The sequence below is a fragment of the Lacisediminihabitans sp. H27-G8 genome (assembly GCF_046156175.1).
Classification (GTDB): domain Bacteria; phylum Actinomycetota; class Actinomycetes; order Actinomycetales; family Microbacteriaceae; genus Lacisediminihabitans.
In genome coordinates this window covers 104,228-121,002 of record NZ_JAYLVL010000006.1, presented here as the reverse complement: position 1 = coordinate 121,002, position 16,775 = coordinate 104,228, and the positions used below count along the sequence as shown (strand labels likewise).

The 16,775-nt window shown below is 66.7% G+C and carries 15 protein-coding genes; 14 read left to right on the top strand and 1 reads right to left on the bottom strand.

The features are described 5' to 3' along the window. Positions 1 to 228 precede the first annotated feature (228 nt). Positions 229 to 570 (top strand): Rv2175c family DNA-binding protein, encoded by a 342-nt coding sequence (locus VLI63_RS16555; protein WP_185203631.1) that lies wholly within the window; start codon positions 229 to 231, stop codon positions 568 to 570. Between the two features lie 28 nt (positions 571 to 598). On the opposite strand, the gene VLI63_RS16550 is transcribed toward VLI63_RS16555, so the two are convergent. Then, positions 599 to 1,720, bottom strand: coding sequence for a polyprenyl synthetase family protein (locus VLI63_RS16550; RefSeq protein WP_409157957.1), 1,122 nt, complete (start codon positions 1,718 to 1,720; stop codon positions 599 to 601). A gap of 77 nt (positions 1,721 to 1,797) precedes the next feature. Here VLI63_RS16550 and VLI63_RS16545 point away from each other — a divergent pair, with 77 nt between their 5' ends. From VLI63_RS16545 to VLI63_RS16485, 13 genes are all read left to right on the top strand, one after another. Then, complete coding sequence (locus tag VLI63_RS16545; protein WP_409157956.1) at positions 1,798 to 2,163, top strand: DUF3040 domain-containing protein; 366 nt, start codon at positions 1,798 to 1,800, stop codon at positions 2,161 to 2,163. Positions 2,164 to 2,394: 231 nt separating this feature from the next. Next, complete coding sequence (gene mraZ / locus VLI63_RS16540; protein ID WP_409157955.1) at positions 2,395 to 2,826, top strand: division/cell wall cluster transcriptional repressor MraZ; 432 nt, start codon at positions 2,395 to 2,397, stop codon at positions 2,824 to 2,826. 107 nt (positions 2,827 to 2,933) lie between these two features. Further along, entirely contained in the window at positions 2,934 to 3,887 is a 954-nt protein-coding gene (gene rsmH / locus VLI63_RS16535) for a 16S rRNA (cytosine(1402)-N(4))-methyltransferase RsmH (protein WP_409157954.1), read from the top strand. Beyond that, positions 3,884 to 4,489: a hypothetical protein gene (locus VLI63_RS16530; RefSeq protein WP_409157953.1), complete on the top strand. Its 606-nt coding sequence runs from the start codon at positions 3,884 to 3,886 to the stop codon at positions 4,487 to 4,489. Before rsmH ends, VLI63_RS16530 begins: the two co-directional genes overlap by 4 nt. 34 nt (positions 4,490 to 4,523) lie before the next feature. After that, on the top strand, positions 4,524 to 6,311 hold the full coding sequence (locus VLI63_RS16525; RefSeq protein WP_409157952.1) for a peptidoglycan D,D-transpeptidase FtsI family protein: 1,788 nt from the start codon (positions 4,524 to 4,526) through the stop codon (positions 6,309 to 6,311). A gap of 13 nt (positions 6,312 to 6,324) precedes the next feature. Then, on the top strand, positions 6,325 to 7,863 hold the full coding sequence (locus VLI63_RS16520; RefSeq protein ID WP_409157951.1) for a Mur ligase family protein: 1,539 nt from the start codon (positions 6,325 to 6,327) through the stop codon (positions 7,861 to 7,863). Continuing rightward, entirely contained in the window at positions 7,864 to 9,270 is a 1,407-nt protein-coding gene (gene murF, locus VLI63_RS16515; protein ID WP_409157950.1) for a UDP-N-acetylmuramoyl-tripeptide--D-alanyl-D-alanine ligase, read from the top strand. Next, entirely contained in the window at positions 9,267 to 10,373 is a 1,107-nt protein-coding gene (mraY, locus tag VLI63_RS16510) for a phospho-N-acetylmuramoyl-pentapeptide-transferase (RefSeq protein ID WP_409157949.1), read from the top strand. Before murF ends, mraY begins: the two co-directional genes overlap by 4 nt. Further along, positions 10,373 to 11,896 carry a UDP-N-acetylmuramoyl-L-alanine--D-glutamate ligase gene (murD, locus tag VLI63_RS16505; protein WP_409157948.1) on the top strand — a complete coding sequence of 508 codons (1,524 nt, stop codon included), beginning with the start codon at positions 10,373 to 10,375 and terminating at the stop codon, positions 11,894 to 11,896. The genes mraY and murD overlap by 1 nt, the downstream gene beginning before the upstream one ends. Next, positions 11,859 to 13,130 carry a putative lipid II flippase FtsW gene (gene ftsW, locus VLI63_RS16500; RefSeq protein ID WP_409157947.1) on the top strand — a complete coding sequence of 424 codons (1,272 nt, stop codon included), beginning with the start codon at positions 11,859 to 11,861 and terminating at the stop codon, positions 13,128 to 13,130. Before murD ends, ftsW begins: the two co-directional genes overlap by 38 nt. After that, positions 13,127 to 14,218, top strand: a complete 1,092-nt coding sequence (locus tag VLI63_RS16495) for a UDP-N-acetylglucosamine--N-acetylmuramyl-(pentapeptide) pyrophosphoryl-undecaprenol N-acetylglucosamine transferase (protein ID WP_409157946.1) — start codon at positions 13,127 to 13,129, stop codon at positions 14,216 to 14,218. Before ftsW ends, VLI63_RS16495 begins: the two co-directional genes overlap by 4 nt. Further along, positions 14,215 to 15,633, top strand: coding sequence for a UDP-N-acetylmuramate--L-alanine ligase (murC, locus tag VLI63_RS16490; protein WP_409157945.1), 1,419 nt, complete (start codon positions 14,215 to 14,217; stop codon positions 15,631 to 15,633). Before VLI63_RS16495 ends, murC begins: the two co-directional genes overlap by 4 nt. Beyond that, positions 15,630 to 16,736, top strand: coding sequence for an FtsQ-type POTRA domain-containing protein (locus VLI63_RS16485; RefSeq protein ID WP_409157944.1), 1,107 nt, complete (start codon positions 15,630 to 15,632; stop codon positions 16,734 to 16,736). The genes murC and VLI63_RS16485 overlap by 4 nt, the downstream gene beginning before the upstream one ends. Positions 16,737 to 16,775: the final 39 nt, after the last annotated feature.

Below are 16,775 nucleotides of genomic sequence, written 5' to 3'. Positions count from 1 at the left end.
GTGCTGCGGGCATCGCCCGTTTCGAATGTGTTCGTCATGCTCAAACCTCTGTCTATCTCTCGCCCCCGAGATAAGCCCGGAACCCGCGCTCGGGCATCACGCCATCACAGAACGCTGACACACATCTATAACAGTGTCAATTAGCGGGACGCATGTTGTTTGAGTTAACACGATCGAAACAAAACTCCGAAGTTTGCAGGAGCGTCCGCTTCTGGCAGCATTGCGTTCGTGACTACTGCTTCGGATACCCGCTGGCTCACCCTTCCTGAACTCGTCGACATCCTCGGAATCGGCGTGAGCAAGGTGCGTCGGTTGATCGAGGACCACAGCCTTCTCGCCTCGAAAATCGACGGTGTCTGGAAGGTACCGGAATCGTTCATCCGTGACGCCGAGCCGCTTCCGGAGCTGCGCGGAACACTGCTGGTGCTGCATGACAGCGGCTACAGCGACGACGAGGCGATGCACTGGCTGCTCACCGAGGAGGAGAGCATCGGCATCCCGCCGATCGACGCGCTGCGAGCCGGGCGCAAGGCCGAGGTGCGCCGGGTCGCGCAGGCTCTCGGGTTCTAGCCCCTCCCGCTGCCGCGCGCGCAGCGGGTCACGCGACCCGCTTGATCACGGTGTCGGCGAGTTGCACGAGTTGTTGCTTCGACGACTGGCTGAGCGGGGCATCCGCGATCGCGGTAATCGCCAGCTTCACGTTGTGATCGATGATCTGCTCGACGTGTTCGACCGCACCGCTGTCGCGGATGGATGCCTGGAGCATCGCCACCTGCTGAGGAGAGAGTTCGGGGTCCCCGAGCAACTCGTCGAGGAGGCTCGTCGCGTTCGAGGGGAGCTTGGTTCGCGCGAGAGCGATCAGCACCGTGCGCTTGCCCTCACGGAGGTCGTCGCCGGAGGGTTTTCCGGTGGTCTCCGGATCGCCGAAGACACCGAGCAGATCGTCGCGCAACTGGTAGGCGATTCCCAGCGGTAGTCCGAATTCCCGCAGCGCCGTGACCTGTTCGACCGATCCGCCGGCCAGCGCCGCGCCGATCGCGAGGGGTGCCTCGATGCTGTATTTCGCGGATTTGTAGACGATGACCCGGTGCGCCCGGGACAGGAGCTCCGGTTCGGGATAGTTGCGCCAGCTCCGCTCCTCGAGGATGTCGAGATACTGGCCGACAGTCACCTCTGTGCGCATCCGGTTGAATTCCGCTCGGGCGGCCACCCGGGATGCGGGAGAAGACAGCGCCTGCAGCCCGGAGTCGAAGAGTTCGTCGCTCCAGCTCAGAAGCAGGTCGCCGAGGAGCAGGGCGGCGGACTGGCCGAACCCGCGTGCGCTTCCGGTCCACCGACCGTCGTCGTGCAGGCCCTCGAAGCGCTTGTGCGCACTGGGCATACCGCGACGGGTATCGGAGTTGTCCATGATGTCGTCGTGCACGAGCGCGGCCGCATGGAAGACCTCGAGGCCGCTCGCGGCGAGCACGATCGCCTCGAGGTCGCTCGGGGCGCTGCGGTCGGGCATCACATCGAAAGCCGTTGTGTGGCCGCTCACGGACTGCCAACCCCAGTAACAGAACAGCGCGCGGAACCGCTTTCCGCCCCTCAGCAGATCCCGGGAGAAGTCGATGAACGGGGCGAGGTCCGACCCGATGGATGCGAGCAGCGGCTCCCGTTCATCCAGAAAGGCATCGATGTCGTTCTGGACAAGGTCAACTAACCGCTTACTCTCAGGCACGGTTATAGCCTAGCCACGTGGGGGAGCCTACAATTGGCATGTAGCACCACCACGCCTCTGACCTGAAGGGAGTCACTATGCCGCTGTCAGAACATGAACAGCGTCTCCTGGACGAGATGGAACGCAGTCTCTATCACAACGACGCCGACTTCGTCGCGACCGTCGGATCGGGTCGAGGGCGCCCCACCTACCGTTCCATCGTGATCGGCATCCTGGTCGGGCTGGTCGGGGTTGCGGTCATCGTGGCGGGAGTGATGCTCCAACTCGCCATCCTCGGGGTCGCCGGCTTCATCGTCATGTTCGTGGGCGTGCTCGTGGCGATCTCGTCTCCGCGGCGTCTCGTCGAAGAGCCCCCGCGCCCCACGGAAACGCGTTCCAAAGCGACCTTCATGGATCGCATGAACGAGCGGTGGGACAAGCGCCAGGACGGGCGCCAACAGTAAGCAGACCTCACAAATTTGGGCCGATCGAGAGATCGGCCTTTTTTTGTGCCCATTTTTGCTCCGGATTCCACCAAGTAGCTTCATTTCCCTCCACGGCCTACTAGCCCGGTATTACGGGAGACTCCACCCCAGAAAGGGGCAATTCGGCGCGCTTTTCATTGTTTTGTGGTGGAGAGTGGAGTAAAGTGGAGTACACCTGAATCCAGGCCGGAGAATGAGGGGGAGTGGCCGATGTTCCTTGGCACGCACACCCCCAAGCTCGACGACAAAGGCCGCATCATCCTTCCGGCCAAGTTCTGGTCGGAGCTCGAATCCGGCATCGTCATCACCCGTGGCCAGGAGCGCTGCCTCTACGTGTTCTCCACCCGCGAGTTCGAAGAGCTCCACGACCGCATCCGCCAGGCTCCCGTCACCAGCAAGCAGGCACGTGACTACCTGCGACTCTTTCTCTCCGGTGCGAATGCCGAGGTGCCGGACGCCCAGCACCGTGTCACGATTCCCGCCGGCCTTCGCGCGTACGCCGGCCTCGGCCGCGACCTCACCGTGATCGGTGCGGGCAACCGAGCGGAGATCTGGGACACCGCCGCGTGGGAGACCTACTACTCCGAGCAGGAGAGTGCCTTCGCCGACACGACGGAGGAGGTGATCCCGGGACTCTTCTAGAGCCCTTGTTCCTGACTCCCAGCCGTCGATTCGCCCTGACATCACTTCCCCGGTGACAGGTCGGACGGATGGGGATCAGGAACAAGGAACAGAAGACACCGGCCACTATGGTCGAAAACCAGATCCACACCCCCGTGATGCTCGAACGGAGCATCGAGCTGCTCAGCCCCGCTCTCTCCCACCCGGGCGCCGTGCTCGTGGACGCCACGCTCGGCATGGCCGGCCACGCCGAGGCCTTCCTTCAGCGATTCCCCGAGCTCGTGCTCGTGGGGCTCGACCGCGACACCGACGCCCTCGCCATCGCGGGCGAGCGACTCGCCCCCTTCGGTGACCGGGTGCACCTCGTGCACACGGTCTACGACCGGTTCGAGGAATCCCTCGAAGAACTGGGCATGGTCGAGGTGTCGGGGATCCTCTTCGACCTCGGAGTCTCGTCCCTGCAGCTCGACCGGGTGGAGCGCGGGTTCTCCTACTCCAAGGACGCCCCGCTCGACATGCGGATGGATGCCACGTCGCCGCTGACCGCCGAGCGCATCCTCGCGGACTACAGCGAGACCGAGTTGCGTCGTATCTTCTGGGAGTTCGGCGAGGAGCGTCTCGCCCAGCGCTACGCCAAGAAGATCGTGGAGACCCGCGAGACACGGCCGCTCGTGCGCTCTGCCGAACTCGTCGAACTGATCACCGCCGCGACGCCCGTGGCGATCCAGCGCAAGGGGCACCCGGCCAAGCGGGTCTTCCAGGCGCTTCGCATCGAGGTGAACCAGGAGCTGTCGGTGCTCGAGCGGGCCATCCCGGCCGCGCTCCGCTCCCTCGCCGTCGACGGTCGCATCGTCGTGCTCTCCTACCAGTCGCTCGAAGACCGCATCGTCAAGCGCGCCCTGGCCGCCGCATCCTCCTCCACCGCTCCGGCCGGGCTCCCCATCGAGCTGCCGGAACACCGGGCAGAGTTCACCCTTCTCGTACGCGGCGCAGAACTCGCCACCGACGACGAGAAAGCCGCGAACCCGCGGTCCACCCCAGTGCGGCTGCGCGCCGCGTCACGCATCCGGAGGGCCGCATGAGTAACACTCTCGCCATCGATCTGCCAGATTTCCTTCCGGCCGAACGCGATATCCACCCCCGCCACATCGAGATCGTCTCGAGCCGTAGCCAGAAGCGGGCCCGCCCGCGAGTCGTCTACGCCCTCGTGGCCGTCGCCGGCCTGTTCGTGATCCTCATGGCGCAGCTTCTGCTCAGCATCTGGCTGTCGGATGGCGCCTACCAGATCTCTGGCCTGCAGCAGACCCAGCGCGACCTGTCGCGCGACCAGCAGGCTCTCGCGGAGTCCCTCAACGTGCTTCAGTCTCCACAGAACCTCGCCGGTCAGGCAACCGCGCTCGGAATGGTGATGAACACGGGCAGCCAGGGCTTCCTCAGCCTCTCCGGAGGGGTCACGCGAGCCCCCACCCCGGCCGCGGCCGACACGGCCGTTGCTGCGGACGCAGCGACCTACACCCCGAACGCACTGATCACCCCCGACATCTCTGCCCTCGGCGCGAGCGCAGCCGCGGCGGCGGCGACGGCGGCGACGGGCGCGCCTGCCGCATCGGCGGGCGCGGGGTCGGTAGCGTCCACTCCGGGGGCTCCCGCACAGACCGTGCTGCCGTCGCCGATCACTCACTGACCACCACCAGCACGCATCCCGAGAGGAGGCGCCCGTGACCAATCCGCGTCGCAGTCGTCGTCGCCTGGCCCTCGCGATCGTGATGGTGTTCGCCGTCATCGGCGTCTTCGCCGTACGGCTCGTCGACATCCAGCTCGTGCGGGCCGATCAGCTGACCACCGATGCGCTCAGTAAGAGAGCGGTCGAGACCCCCACCTACGCGGCGCGCGGCGACATCGTCGACACCAACGGTGTGATGCTCGCCGACAGCGTCAATCGCTACGACGTGACCGTGTCCCCGGCGAACTTCACGAAGATGAACGCGGCCGGCGGGTTCACCGTCACCGCGAAGGATGGCACCAGGACCACCATCACCGTGATGCAGGCCGCCACCGAGCTCGCCGGCCTCACCAAGCAGGATCCGGCGACGGTGTACCAGGCGTTGACCAAGGACCCGAACTCGAACTATTCCGTCGTCACCAAGTCGGTCGATCTCGCGACACGTCGTGCCATCGAGAAGCTCAAGATCCCGGGCATCGTCTTCCAACTGCATCCCAAGCGCACCTATCCGAACGGCGCGGTAGCCGGAAACCTCACCGGGTACATGAACACGGGAGGCCCCGGCGGCGGGCTCGAGGTCACGGGCGACAAGTGCCTCGCCAGCACCAACGGCACAACAACCTACGAGCAGGGTGCCGACGGTGTGCAGATCCCCGGCAGTTCGATCACCACCAAGCCATCCACTCCCGGGGGCACACTCAAACTCTCCATCGACAGCGACCTCGACTGGTTCGCCACTCAAGCGATCGCGGAGCAGGCCACCGCGGTCGGCGCCCAGTCCGGTACGGCCATCGTGCTGCGCATCAAGGATTTCCACATCATGGCGGCCGCCGACTGGCCCGCCGTCGACCCGAACAACATCGATGGCTCTGCCGTGGAGAACTTCGGATCCCGTGCCTTCACTGCCCAATACGAACCGGGTTCCGTCTTCAAGGCGATGTCTGCCGCAATCCTGCTCGAGACGGGGATCGGATCACCGAGCATGCAGGCGACTGTCCCCTCGAAATGGACGACACCCGAGGGCGGTTTCGTGCGCGATGCCACTCCTCACCCCACCGAGCAGCTCACGCTCACCGGAGTGCTGCAGAACTCGTCGAACGTCGGCATCTCCATGCTCGGGTCGCAGGTGCCCGAGGATGTGCGCCTCGCCTACATGAAGAAGTTCGGCTTGGGCCAGAAGACCGCCGTCGACTTCTTGGGTGAGGCTTCGGGCAACCTCGGTGTCACCGGAAGCGCGTCGAAACCCTGGGACGATCAGAGCAAGTACAACGTGCTCTACGGCCAGGGTGTCTCTGCGACCGCCCTGCAAGTGGCTCAGATCTTCGGCACGCTCGCGAACGGTGGTGTGAGACTGCCGATGACCCTCGTCGAGAGCTGCACCAAGCCCGACGGAACCGTCACCGATGTACCCTCCACCGCGGGGACGCGGGTGGTGTCCGAGAGCACGGCGAAGACCGTGGTCAACATGCTCGAAAGCGTGGTGCAGGGCGGCGAGCTGTCCAAGGCCGTGAAGATCCCGGGCTACCGCGTGGCGGGCAAGAGCGGCACCGCGGAGGTCGCGGGGCCGGGCGGCTACACCTCCGACCGCATCGTGTCGTTCGCCGGTATCGCCCCCGCAGAGAACCCTCAGTACGTGGTTGTCGTGACCTACACGAAGCCAGCTACCATGAAGAGTTCGGCCGCTGCGGCGCCGACCTTCAAGAAGATCATGTCCCAGGTGCTCACAAAGTACCGGGTCCCCCCGTCGACAACGCCATCCACCTATCCGGCGACGACCTGGTAAGAAAGTAGACGCTGTGACTGCACGGATCCCCCCGGTTCTTCGACCGGAGCATCCGCTGGCCAGGCCTCTCACCGGACTCGTTTCGGAATTCGGGCTTGACTCGGTCGGCTCCCTCGACGGCGTCGAGATCACCGGAGTCACCCTGCGTTCGACCGAGGTGGAATCTGGTGACCTCTACGTGGGCATCCAGGGTCTCAACAGCCACGGCGCCTCCTACGCGGCGCAGGCGGCCGCGAGCGGTGCCGTTGCGGTGCTCACCGACCGGGCCGGAGCCGCACTCGCCGCGGACAGCGGTCTGCCGATCGTGATCGTCGAGTCGCCGCGCCTCGCGCTCGGCGAGGTCTCGGCGTGGGTGTACCGCACCAACGAGCATCCGCCGCTCATGCTCGGTATCACCGGCACCAACGGCAAGACCTCCACCGCCTACATCCTCGAAGCGATTCTCAAGCAGCTCGGGCTCGTGACGGGCCTTTCGTCCACTGCAGAGCGTCACATCGGCGACGTGAGCGTCGTCTCCCGGCTCACCACCCCCGAAGCGAGCGAGATGCACGCCCTGCTCGCCCGGATGCGCGAGAGCGAGGTGCGAGCGGTCGCCGTCGAGGTGAGCGCTCAGGCCCTCACCAAGAACCGGATCGACGGGCTCATGTTCGATGTGGTGGCCTTCACCAACCTCAGCCACGACCACCTCGACGACTACGCCGACATGGACGAGTACTTCGAAGCCAAGCTCGGGTTCTTCGACCCGGAGCGCGGAAAGCGCGGAGTCGTCTCCCTCGACACCGCCTGGGGCCAGAAGGTCGTCGACCGGTCCCGTATCCCGGTCACCACGATCTCCGCGACTCCCGGCATCGTGGGGGAGTGGAACGTCGAGATCCTCGATGAGCGCGCCTCCGGCGTGGAATTCACCCTCACCGGGCCGGAGGGGCGTTCGATCACCACGCACGTGCCCCTCATCGGCTGGCACATGGCGGCCAACGCGGCGCTCGCGATCGTGATGCTGGTGGAGGCGGGTTTCGAACTCGAAGCCATCGGCCAGGCGATCGAGGGCGGTATCGACGCCTACCTGCCCGGACGCACCGAGCGGGTCTCCGGAGACCGCGGACCGAGTGTCTACGTCGATTTCGGTCACAGTCCCGATGCCTTCCTCAACACCCTCGGCGCCGTGAGCAAGTTCACCACCGGCCGCGTGATCATGGTGTTCGGCGCCGACGGCGACCGGGACACGACAAAGCGGCACGAGATGGGCCGGGTCGCCTCAGAGGGATCCGACATCCTGGTGATAACCGATCATCACCCGCGATTCGAAGACCCGGAATCCATCCGGGCCACCCTCATCGAGGGCGCGAATCTCGCCGAGCACCAGGCGGAGCTGCACGAGGTCAGTCCCCCCGAGAAGGCGATCCGCGTGGCGGTGGCGCTCGCCCAGGAGGGCGACTCCATCCTCTGGGCCGGCCCGGGGCATCAGGATTACCGCGACATCCGGGGCGAGCGCACGCCGTACTCGGCCCGCGCGGAGGCCCGCGAGGCCCTGCGAGAGGCGGGTTGGGCCTAAGTGATCTCCCTCACGCTTGCCGAGCTCTCGGCGGCCGTCGGCGGCACCCTTCGCCTCGCGCCGGGAAGCCACGACTTCGACGACATCTCCGGATCGGTGCAGACCGACTCGAGGCTCGTCACCGCGGGATCGATCTTCATCGCGCTGCCCGGGGAAGTCTCCGACGGACACCTGTTCGCGCACGCCGCGCTCGACAATGGCGCGGCACTGGTGATCGTCGACCACGAACTCGAACTGCCGGTGTCCCAGGTCGTGGTGGATGACACGCTCACGGCCCTCGCCGATCTCGCCCGGTTCGTCGTTGCCCGCGTGCGCGCAGAGGGCGCGCTGAAGGTCATCGGCATCACCGGATCCAACGGCAAGACCACCACGAAGAACATGCTGCGCGCGGTGCTGGAGACGGCCGGAGCCACCATCGCCCCTCCCGGTTCCTTCAACAACCAGGTCGGGGCGCCCCTCTCGATGCTCTCCATCGACTTCGGTACGCGCTTCCTCGTCATCGAGATGGGGGCATCCGCAATCGGGGATATCGCCCGCACCGTCGGTATCGCGGTGCCGGACATCTCGGTGGTGCTCAAGGTGGGGCTCGCCCATGCCGGCGAATTCGGCGGGATCGAGCAGACACAGCGGGCGAAGTCCGAGATCGTCACCGAGCTCCCGGCCGGCGCCGTCGCCGTCCTCAACGTCGACGACGAACGCGTCGCCGCCATGGCTGCCCTCACCAAGGCCCGCCCGGTCTGGTTCGGACTGGATGCCACGGCCGATGTCCGCGGCGACGACCTCCGTGCCACCGCCTCCGGCACGGCATTCACGCTCATCGCCGGCGATTTCCACCGGCCGGTGCAGCTGCGGATCCTGGGCGAGCACCACGTGATGAACGCCCTCGCCACTCTCGCGGTGGCTCGGGAGCTCGGGGTGGACCTCGACAGCGCCATCACCGCGCTCGAGACCGTGCCGCGCGCCGAACGCTGGCGCATGGAGGTGTTGACCCGACCAGACGGCATCGTGGTGATCAACGATGCCTACAACGCCAGCCCTGACTCGATGTCGGCCGCGCTCAAGACCCTTGCGCAGATCATCGAACCTGGGCAGCGCTCCATCGCGATTCTCGGCGAGATGACCGCTCTCGGCGAGTATTCCGACGAAGAGCACGACCGCATCGGGCGCCTCGTGGTGCGCCTCAACATCCAGAAGCTCATCGTGGTGGGCCACGGGGCCCGGCAGATCCACAACGCCGCGGGCCTCGAGGGCTCGTGGGACGGGGAGTCCGCGCTCGTCGCGACCGCCGACGAGGCCTACGAGCAGCTGAGCGGGGACCTGCGCGCGGGCGACGTCGTGCTGGTGAAATCGTCGAAGTCCGCCAACCTCCGCTTTCTCGGCGACCGTCTCGGTGGGGTGCCCGCGTGATCGCGCTCCTCACCGCCGGCGGCGTCGGAATGGTGTTCACCCTGCTGCTGACACCGGTGTTCGCGAAAGCGTTCAGGCGGCTGAAGCTCGGACAGTTCTACCGGGCTGACACCCCCACCGCGCACGTGATGAAGCGCGGAACGCCGTCGATGGGCGGAATCGTCTTCATCACCGCGTCGATAGTGGGCTATTTCGTCGGGCATCTCGTCGGGGGAGACTCCGTCGCCGGCACCGGCATCCTCGTGCTCGCGATGATGGCGGGCCTCGGCCTGATCGGCTTCCTGGACGACTACCTCAAGGTCAAGCGCCAGAACAGTGTCGGCCTCGCCGGCTGGTACAAGATCGTCGGCACGGTGATCGTGGCCATCGTGTTCGGCATCATCGCCATCGTCTACCGGGACGCGAACAACCGCACACCGGCCTCGACGGCGATCTCCTTCGTGCGCGATCTCAACTTCAACTTCGTCGTGGTGTTCGGCGCGACCTTCGGGATCATCCTCTTCATCGCCTGGATCGTGCTGATCACGACGGCGACCACCAATGCGGTGAATCTCGCCGACGGGCTCGACGGCCTCGCCGCCGGGTCGTCCATCTTCGCAATCGGCTCCTACATCATCATCGGATTCTGGCAGTCGAACCAGTCCTGCTTCAGCGCGACGATCGCGGAGAGCGGCAATCTCTTCAAGTGCTACACCGTGTCCCGTCCGCTCGACATCGCGGTGGTCGCGGCGGCGATCGTCGGCTCGCTCATCGGCTTCCTCTGGTGGAACACCGCTCCGGCCCAGATCCACATGGGCGACACCGGATCGTTCGGCCTCGGTGGGGCTCTCGCGGCGCTCGCGATCCTCTCCCGCACCGAGCTGCTCCTCGTGCTGATCGGCGGACTGTTCCTCGTCATCACCGGTCAGGTGATCGTGCAGCGCATCTACTTCAAGGCGACCCGCGGCAAACGGATCTGGCGCGCGAGCCCGCTGCATCACCACTTCGAGATGAAGGGCTGGGCGGAGGTCACGATCGTCGTGCGGTTCTGGATCATCTCCGGCCTCTTCGTGGCCGCCGGTGTCGGCACCTTCTACCTCGAATGGCTCTCCCGGGTTCCCTGATGTCACGGACTGCGGATGATGTGGCCGGCCTCACCGGATGGAATGCCGACTGGGCGGGGCTTCGGGTCGCCGTGCTCGGGCTGGGGATGACCGGATTCTCGGTCGCCGACACCCTCGCGGAGCTCGGAGCCGAGCTGGTCGTGCTGGCCGATCGTGCCGATGGCGAGATCGCCGATCTGCTCGACGTGATCGGAGTGCGCCTCGCTGTCGCCGAGCTGGAGACAGAGCTGGAAGCCTTCGCTCCGGAGCTCGTCGTCGTCTCGCCCGGCTTCGCCCCATCGCATCCGCTCGTCGCGTGGTCCACGGGCGCCGGCGTGCCGGTGTGGGGAGATGTCGAACTCGCCTGGCGACTGCGCGATCGTTCGGGTCGTGTCGCCGAGTGGATCGCCATCACCGGCACCAACGGCAAGACGACCACGACGCAGCTCACGACCGCGATGCTCGTCGCGGGCGGCAAGCGGGCGATCGCCTGCGGCAACGTCGGCGTGCCGGTGCTCGATGCCGTGCGCGACCCGATCGGATTCGATGCTCTGGTCGTCGAACTCTCCAGCTTCCAGCTGCACTACCTGCAGTCCATGTCTGCGTGGTCGAGCGTGTGTCTCAACGTGGCGGATGACCACCTCGATTGGCATGGTTCGGCTGCGGCCTACCGCGTAGCCAAAGGCAGCGTCTACGAACGCACCCGGGTCGCCTGTGTCTACAACCTCGAGGACGACACCACCCGAGAACTCGTCGAGGAGGCGGAGGTGGTGGAGGGATGCCGCGCGATCGGCTTCGGTCGCGGCCTTCCCGGCCCGAGCGATGTCGGTCTCGTCGACGAGATCGTGGTGGATCGCGCCTTCCTTGCCGACCGCTGGCGCTCTGCCACCGAGATCACCACGGTCCACGAACTCGAGACCGTGGGTCTCGGCTCGCCGCACATGATCGCCAATGTGCTCGCCGCATCCGCCCTCGCCCGATCTTTCGATGTATCGCCGGCCGATATCCGCGCGGCGCTTCGTGCCTTCCGCATGGACCATCACCGCACAGAGACGATCCTCGACCGCGACGGCATCCGGTGGGTGAACGACTCGAAGGCGACGAATCCGCACGCGGCCCAGGCTGCGCTCGAATCCTTCGACTCCGTGGTCTGGGTGGTCGGCGGACTGCTCAAGGGAGTGGATGTCACCGAACTGGTGTCGGCGAACCGGGCGCGGCTGCGTGCGGTAGTCCTGATCGGTGCCGACCGTTCCGCGCTTCGCGAGGCGTTCCTGCGACACGCGCCATCGCTGCCCGTGTTCGAGGTCGACACCGCCGACACTAAAGAGGTGATGCCGACAGTCGTGAGACTGGCGGTCGCGGTTGCCCAGCCCGGGGACACAGTCCTTCTCGCTCCGGCGGCCGCATCCATGGACCAGTTCACCGACTACGCCGACCGGGGCAACCGGTTCGCAGACGCGGTGCGCGAGGCAGACACAGCACGAGATGCAGGCGGAGAGGGCACGAATGACCACGAGCCCCCCGCGACCCCGGGCGAAGGCTAGGCCCGCGGCGCGCCCCGTCCCCGGTGCCCGCGCGGCAGAACAGAACGAGTCCCGCGGCCCCGCCGCCGTGGTCACCGTCAAGCGTCTCTTCGCCGCCGAGACCGGCAGTTACTTCCTCCTTCTCGGAACGACGCTCTTCCTCGTGGTCTTCGGACTGGTGATGGTGCTCTCCTCCTCGGCGGTCGAGTCCTTCAAAGCGAGCGGCGACTTCTTCAACGGCTTCATTCGGCAGGTACTGTTCGCCGCCATCGGTGTGCCCCTGATGCTCATCGCGGCCCGCCTCCCCGCCTTCTTCTGGAAGAAATGGGCCGGTCGATTCCTCGTCATCGCCATCGGACTCCAGCTGCTGGTCTTCGTGCCGCACATCGGCGTCGAGATCAACGGAAACCGCAACTGGATCAACATCGCCGGCTTTACCGCCCAGCCTTCGGAGCTCATCAAGGTCGCCCTCGTGCTCTGGCTCGGCAAGTCCCTCGCGGGCATGCAGGATCGGCTGGACGACTGGCGGGAGCTCATCAAGCCACTCATCCCGGCGGGACTCGCGATCGGGCTCGTCGTGCTCGGCGGCGACGTCGGCACCGCGATCATCCTGCTCGCGATCGTCTTCGCCACGCTGTTCTTCGCCGGTGTCAGCATGCGGCTCTTCGCGATTCCCCTCGTGGCCATCGTGATCGCCGGCGCCGCCATCGCGCTCGGTTCTGGCTCCCGGGCCTCCCGAATCGCGGCTGTGGTCAACGGCTGCCAGACAGATACCGACCACAACGGACTCTGCTGGCAGACCGTGCACGGCTGGTGGGCACTGGCCTCCGGTGGCATCTTCGGGGTGGGGCTCGGCAACTCGAAACTCAAATGGTCCTGGCTGCCAGAGGCGGACAACGACTTCATCTTCGCGATCATCGGCGAAGAACTCGGACTCATCGGCGCCATCCTCGTGCTGGTTCTGCTCCTCGTGCTCGCGATCACCTTCGTGCGGATCATCCGGGCGCGCCCCACCACCGACGCCTTCGCCCGGGTCGCCGTCAGCGCGGTGCTCATCTGGGTCATCGGCCAGGCCTTCGTGAACATCGCGGTGGTGCTGGGACTGTTACCCGTGCTGGGAGTGCCGCTCCCCTTGATCTCCGCGGGAGGGTCCGCCCTCGTCACCACGCTCCTCGGCATCGGAATCGTGCTGTCCTTCGCGCGCCATGCTCCGAACGCCTCGCCGACGACTGCGACCGGCGGTCGCCTGAGGTGACGCGGTATCTCCTCGCCGGCGGGGGAACCGCTGGACATGTGAACCCCCTGCTCGCCGTCGCCGACCGGCTCGTGCTTCGCGACCCGGAGGCGGTCATCCTCATCCTCGGCACCGCGGAGGGTCTCGAATCACGCCTGGTGCCGGCGCGGGGTTATGAGCTCCTGGTCGTCGCACGGCTGCCATTCCCTCGCCGCCCGAATGCCGATGCGCTGCGGTTCCCCGGCCGATTCGGTCGGCTAGTCGGCGACATCCGCGCCCTGATTCGTGAGCATCGCATCGACGTCGTGGTCGGCTTCGGCGGCTATGTGTCCGCTCCGGCCTATCTCGCCGCTCGGCGAGAGAACGTGGCCATCGCCATCCACGAGGCGAATGCCCGGCCGGGAATGGCCAACCGGCTCGGCGCCCGGCTCACCCGCTTCGTCGGCACTGCCTTCCGCTCTGCCCGTCTGCCGCACGGCCGTTTCGTCGGCATGCCCCTCCGCCGGGAGATCGAGTCGCTCGACCGGCCGGCGGAGCGACGGGAGGCCCTCGAGTTCTTCGGACTCTCCCCGTCACGGCCGACCCTGCTCGTGACCGGCGGGTCCCAGGGCGCCCTGCACATCAACGAGGTCGTGAACGAGTCGGCCGCGACCATCATCGGCGCCGGATGGCAGATCCTGCACGTCACAGGGGAGCGCTCGATCCTGCCGCCCACCGGGCTTGCGCACTACCTGATGGTGCCCTACTGCGACCGGATGGACCTGGCCCTTGCCGCAGCGGATCTCGCCGTCGCCCGGGCCGGAGCCGCGACTGTGAGCGAGTTCAGCGCCCTCGGGGTGCCGGCCGTGTATGTGCCCCTGGCGATCGGCAACGGCGAGCAGCGACTCAATGCCCGCGATGTCGTGGATGCCGGAGGGGCGCTCATCGTGGACAACGCCCAGTTCACCCCGCGCTGGGTGCTCGACCACCTGGTGCCACTGCTCGAAGACCGTGCCGCCATCGCCGCCATGGCCGCTCGCACCCTGCCGGTCGGCGTGCTCGACGGCGCCGATCGAATGGTGGACCTCGTCGGGGATGCCCGCGCCTCCACCGTAGATTTGACCCCGTGATCAAGTCAGACTTCTCCCAGTCCGTGCCCGATGACCTCGGCAGGGTGCACTTCGTCGGCATCGGCGGCGCCGGCATGAGCGGCATCGCCCGTCTCTTCCTCGAGGCCGGTCTGCCGGTCACCGGCTCGGACATCCGTGCGACGGAAACGGTGGAAGCGCTTCGCGCCAGCGGAGTCGCGGTGGCGATCGGTCATTCCGCCGCCAACATCGACGGTGCGGATACCCTCATCGTCACCGGAGCGATCGCCGAAGACAATCCCGAATTCCTGGCCGCGCGCGAACGGGACCTTCCGATCGTCCACCGCGCCCAGGCCCTGGCCTGGCTCACGCGCAATCATCGCGTGGTGGCGATCGCGGGAGCTCACGGAAAGACCACGTCGACGGCGATGATCGTGACGGCGATGCTCGCGCTCGAGATGGATTCGAGTTTCGTCAACGGGGGAGTGATCCGCTCACTCGGCGTCAGCGCCGCCACCGGCACCGGTGAGGTCTTCGTCGTGGAGGCTGATGAATCGGACGGCTCTTTTCTGCTCTACGACACCGCGATCTCGCTGATCACGAATGTCGACCCGGACCACCTGGACCACTACGGCTCGGAGGAGGCTTTCGAGGCGGCCTTCGTGACCTTCGCGCGCAAGGCCTCCGAACGGGTCGTCATCTCGAGTGACGATGCCCGCGCGGTCTCCGTGACCACTCACCTCGGAGATCGCAGTGTGCTGACATTCGGGCAGCATGCGGATGCCGACATCCGACTGCACTCGATCGAGAGTACCGAGACGGTCGCCTTCACCCTGCGCTATCGCGGTGCCGACTATGGGACGCGACTCCGTGTCGCCGGGCTCCACAACGCGATCAATGCCGCGGGAGCGTTCGGCGTGCTGGTCTCGCTCGGTGTCGAACCGCAGGCCGCGCTCGATGCGATCGCCCTCTTCGAGGGGACTGAGCGACGTTTCGAGCTGCGCGGCACCGTGCGGGGAGTGAGCGTCTACGACGACTTCGCCCACCATCCGACGGAGATCAGGGCAGCCCTCTCCGGCGCGCGCGGAGTCGTCGGGGCCGGACGCCTGATCCCGATCTTCCAGCCCCACCTCTATTCGCGCACGAAGCAGATGGCGGCCGAATTCGCCGAGACCTTCGAGTCGCTTGCCGACATCACAATCGTCGTGCCGATCTACGGCGCCCGCCAGGACCCGGAGCCGGGCGTCACCGGAGAGCTCATCACCCGGCTCTTCCGCGACCAGTCGCGCGTGCACTATTTCGACGAGTGGCAGGAAGCCGCGGACTTCGCCGCCTCGATCGCGCGCGAGGGCGACTTCGTGATCCCGATGGGCGGCGGCGATGTCTACCGCATCATCCCGCAGCTCCTCGAGACCCTGGCGCTGCCGCCGGGTGGGCCAGGGGGCGAGTCCCGATGAAGCGGCCGGAGGGATTCGATCGCACGCCGGGTTCGACCACCGGAGCCACGCCACCCCGGATGCCGGGAACGAAGAAGCCCGCCGCGCCGACGCCTCCGGTGCAGAAGGCTCCGGTGCTGAAACCTTCAGAGCAAAAACCTTCAGCGCCGAAGCCTTCGGTGCAGAGGCCTTCGGCACAGAAGCCTTCAGTGCAGAAGCCGTCGGTGCAGAGGCCGGTGGCTCCGTCCGCGTCCCCGAACCCGGCGTCCCCAGCCTCATCCGAGGCGCCGAGTGCACCGAGCCGCTCGAAGCGGCCGGGCGGCATCAAACGGGCTCCCTCGTCCGAAACACCGCTGGACGCGGCGGCCCGCCATGATCTCAAGCGTGCGGAGCGAGCGCGCCGTGCCTACGAGCGAGGGGAGGCGAGGCGATTCACCCGCCGCTCCCGGCGCAGGCGCATCACCTGGCTCGTGAGCGGCCTTTCCCTGCTTCTGGTCGTGGGCTTCGTCACCGGAGCGGTGTACTCCCCACTGCTCTCGCTGAAGACCATCCGAGTGGAGGGCGCATCCCGGGTGAGCGCGGCGAGCGTTCGTACCGCCGTCGATAGCCAGATCGGCCGGCCCCTCGCCCTCGTCGACTTCGGCTCGATCACCCGTGCGCTCGGCAAGTTCCCCCTGATCCGCAGCTTCGTCACGGAGACGGTGCCACCGGACACACTGATCATCCGCATCGCCGAGCGCGCGCCGATCGCCACGCTCGCGACCTCGGATGGATTCTCCGTGGTCGATCCTGCCGGGATCGTCATCGACACCGCGGCGGAGCGGCAGCCCGGCCTGCCGTTGATCGAGCTCGGGTCTGCAACGAAGACGAGCCCGGCCTTCACGGCGGCGGTCGGTGTGCTTCTCGCCCTGCCGTCCGACCTGCTGAAGAAGGTCGACACGGTCACCGCCCAGACCTCGGATGACGTGACCCTCACCCTCACCGGCGGCCAGTCCGTCGTGTGGGGGAGTGCGGAGCAGTCCGCGCTCAAGGCCAAGGTGCTCGCCGCCGTCATCACCGTTGGCGGCACGACCACGAAGTACGACGTGTCGGCTCCGACTCATCCGGTGCTCGGCGGCAACTGACGCCAATCTCGCCGCGACTTGGCGACACGCTGGACGGCC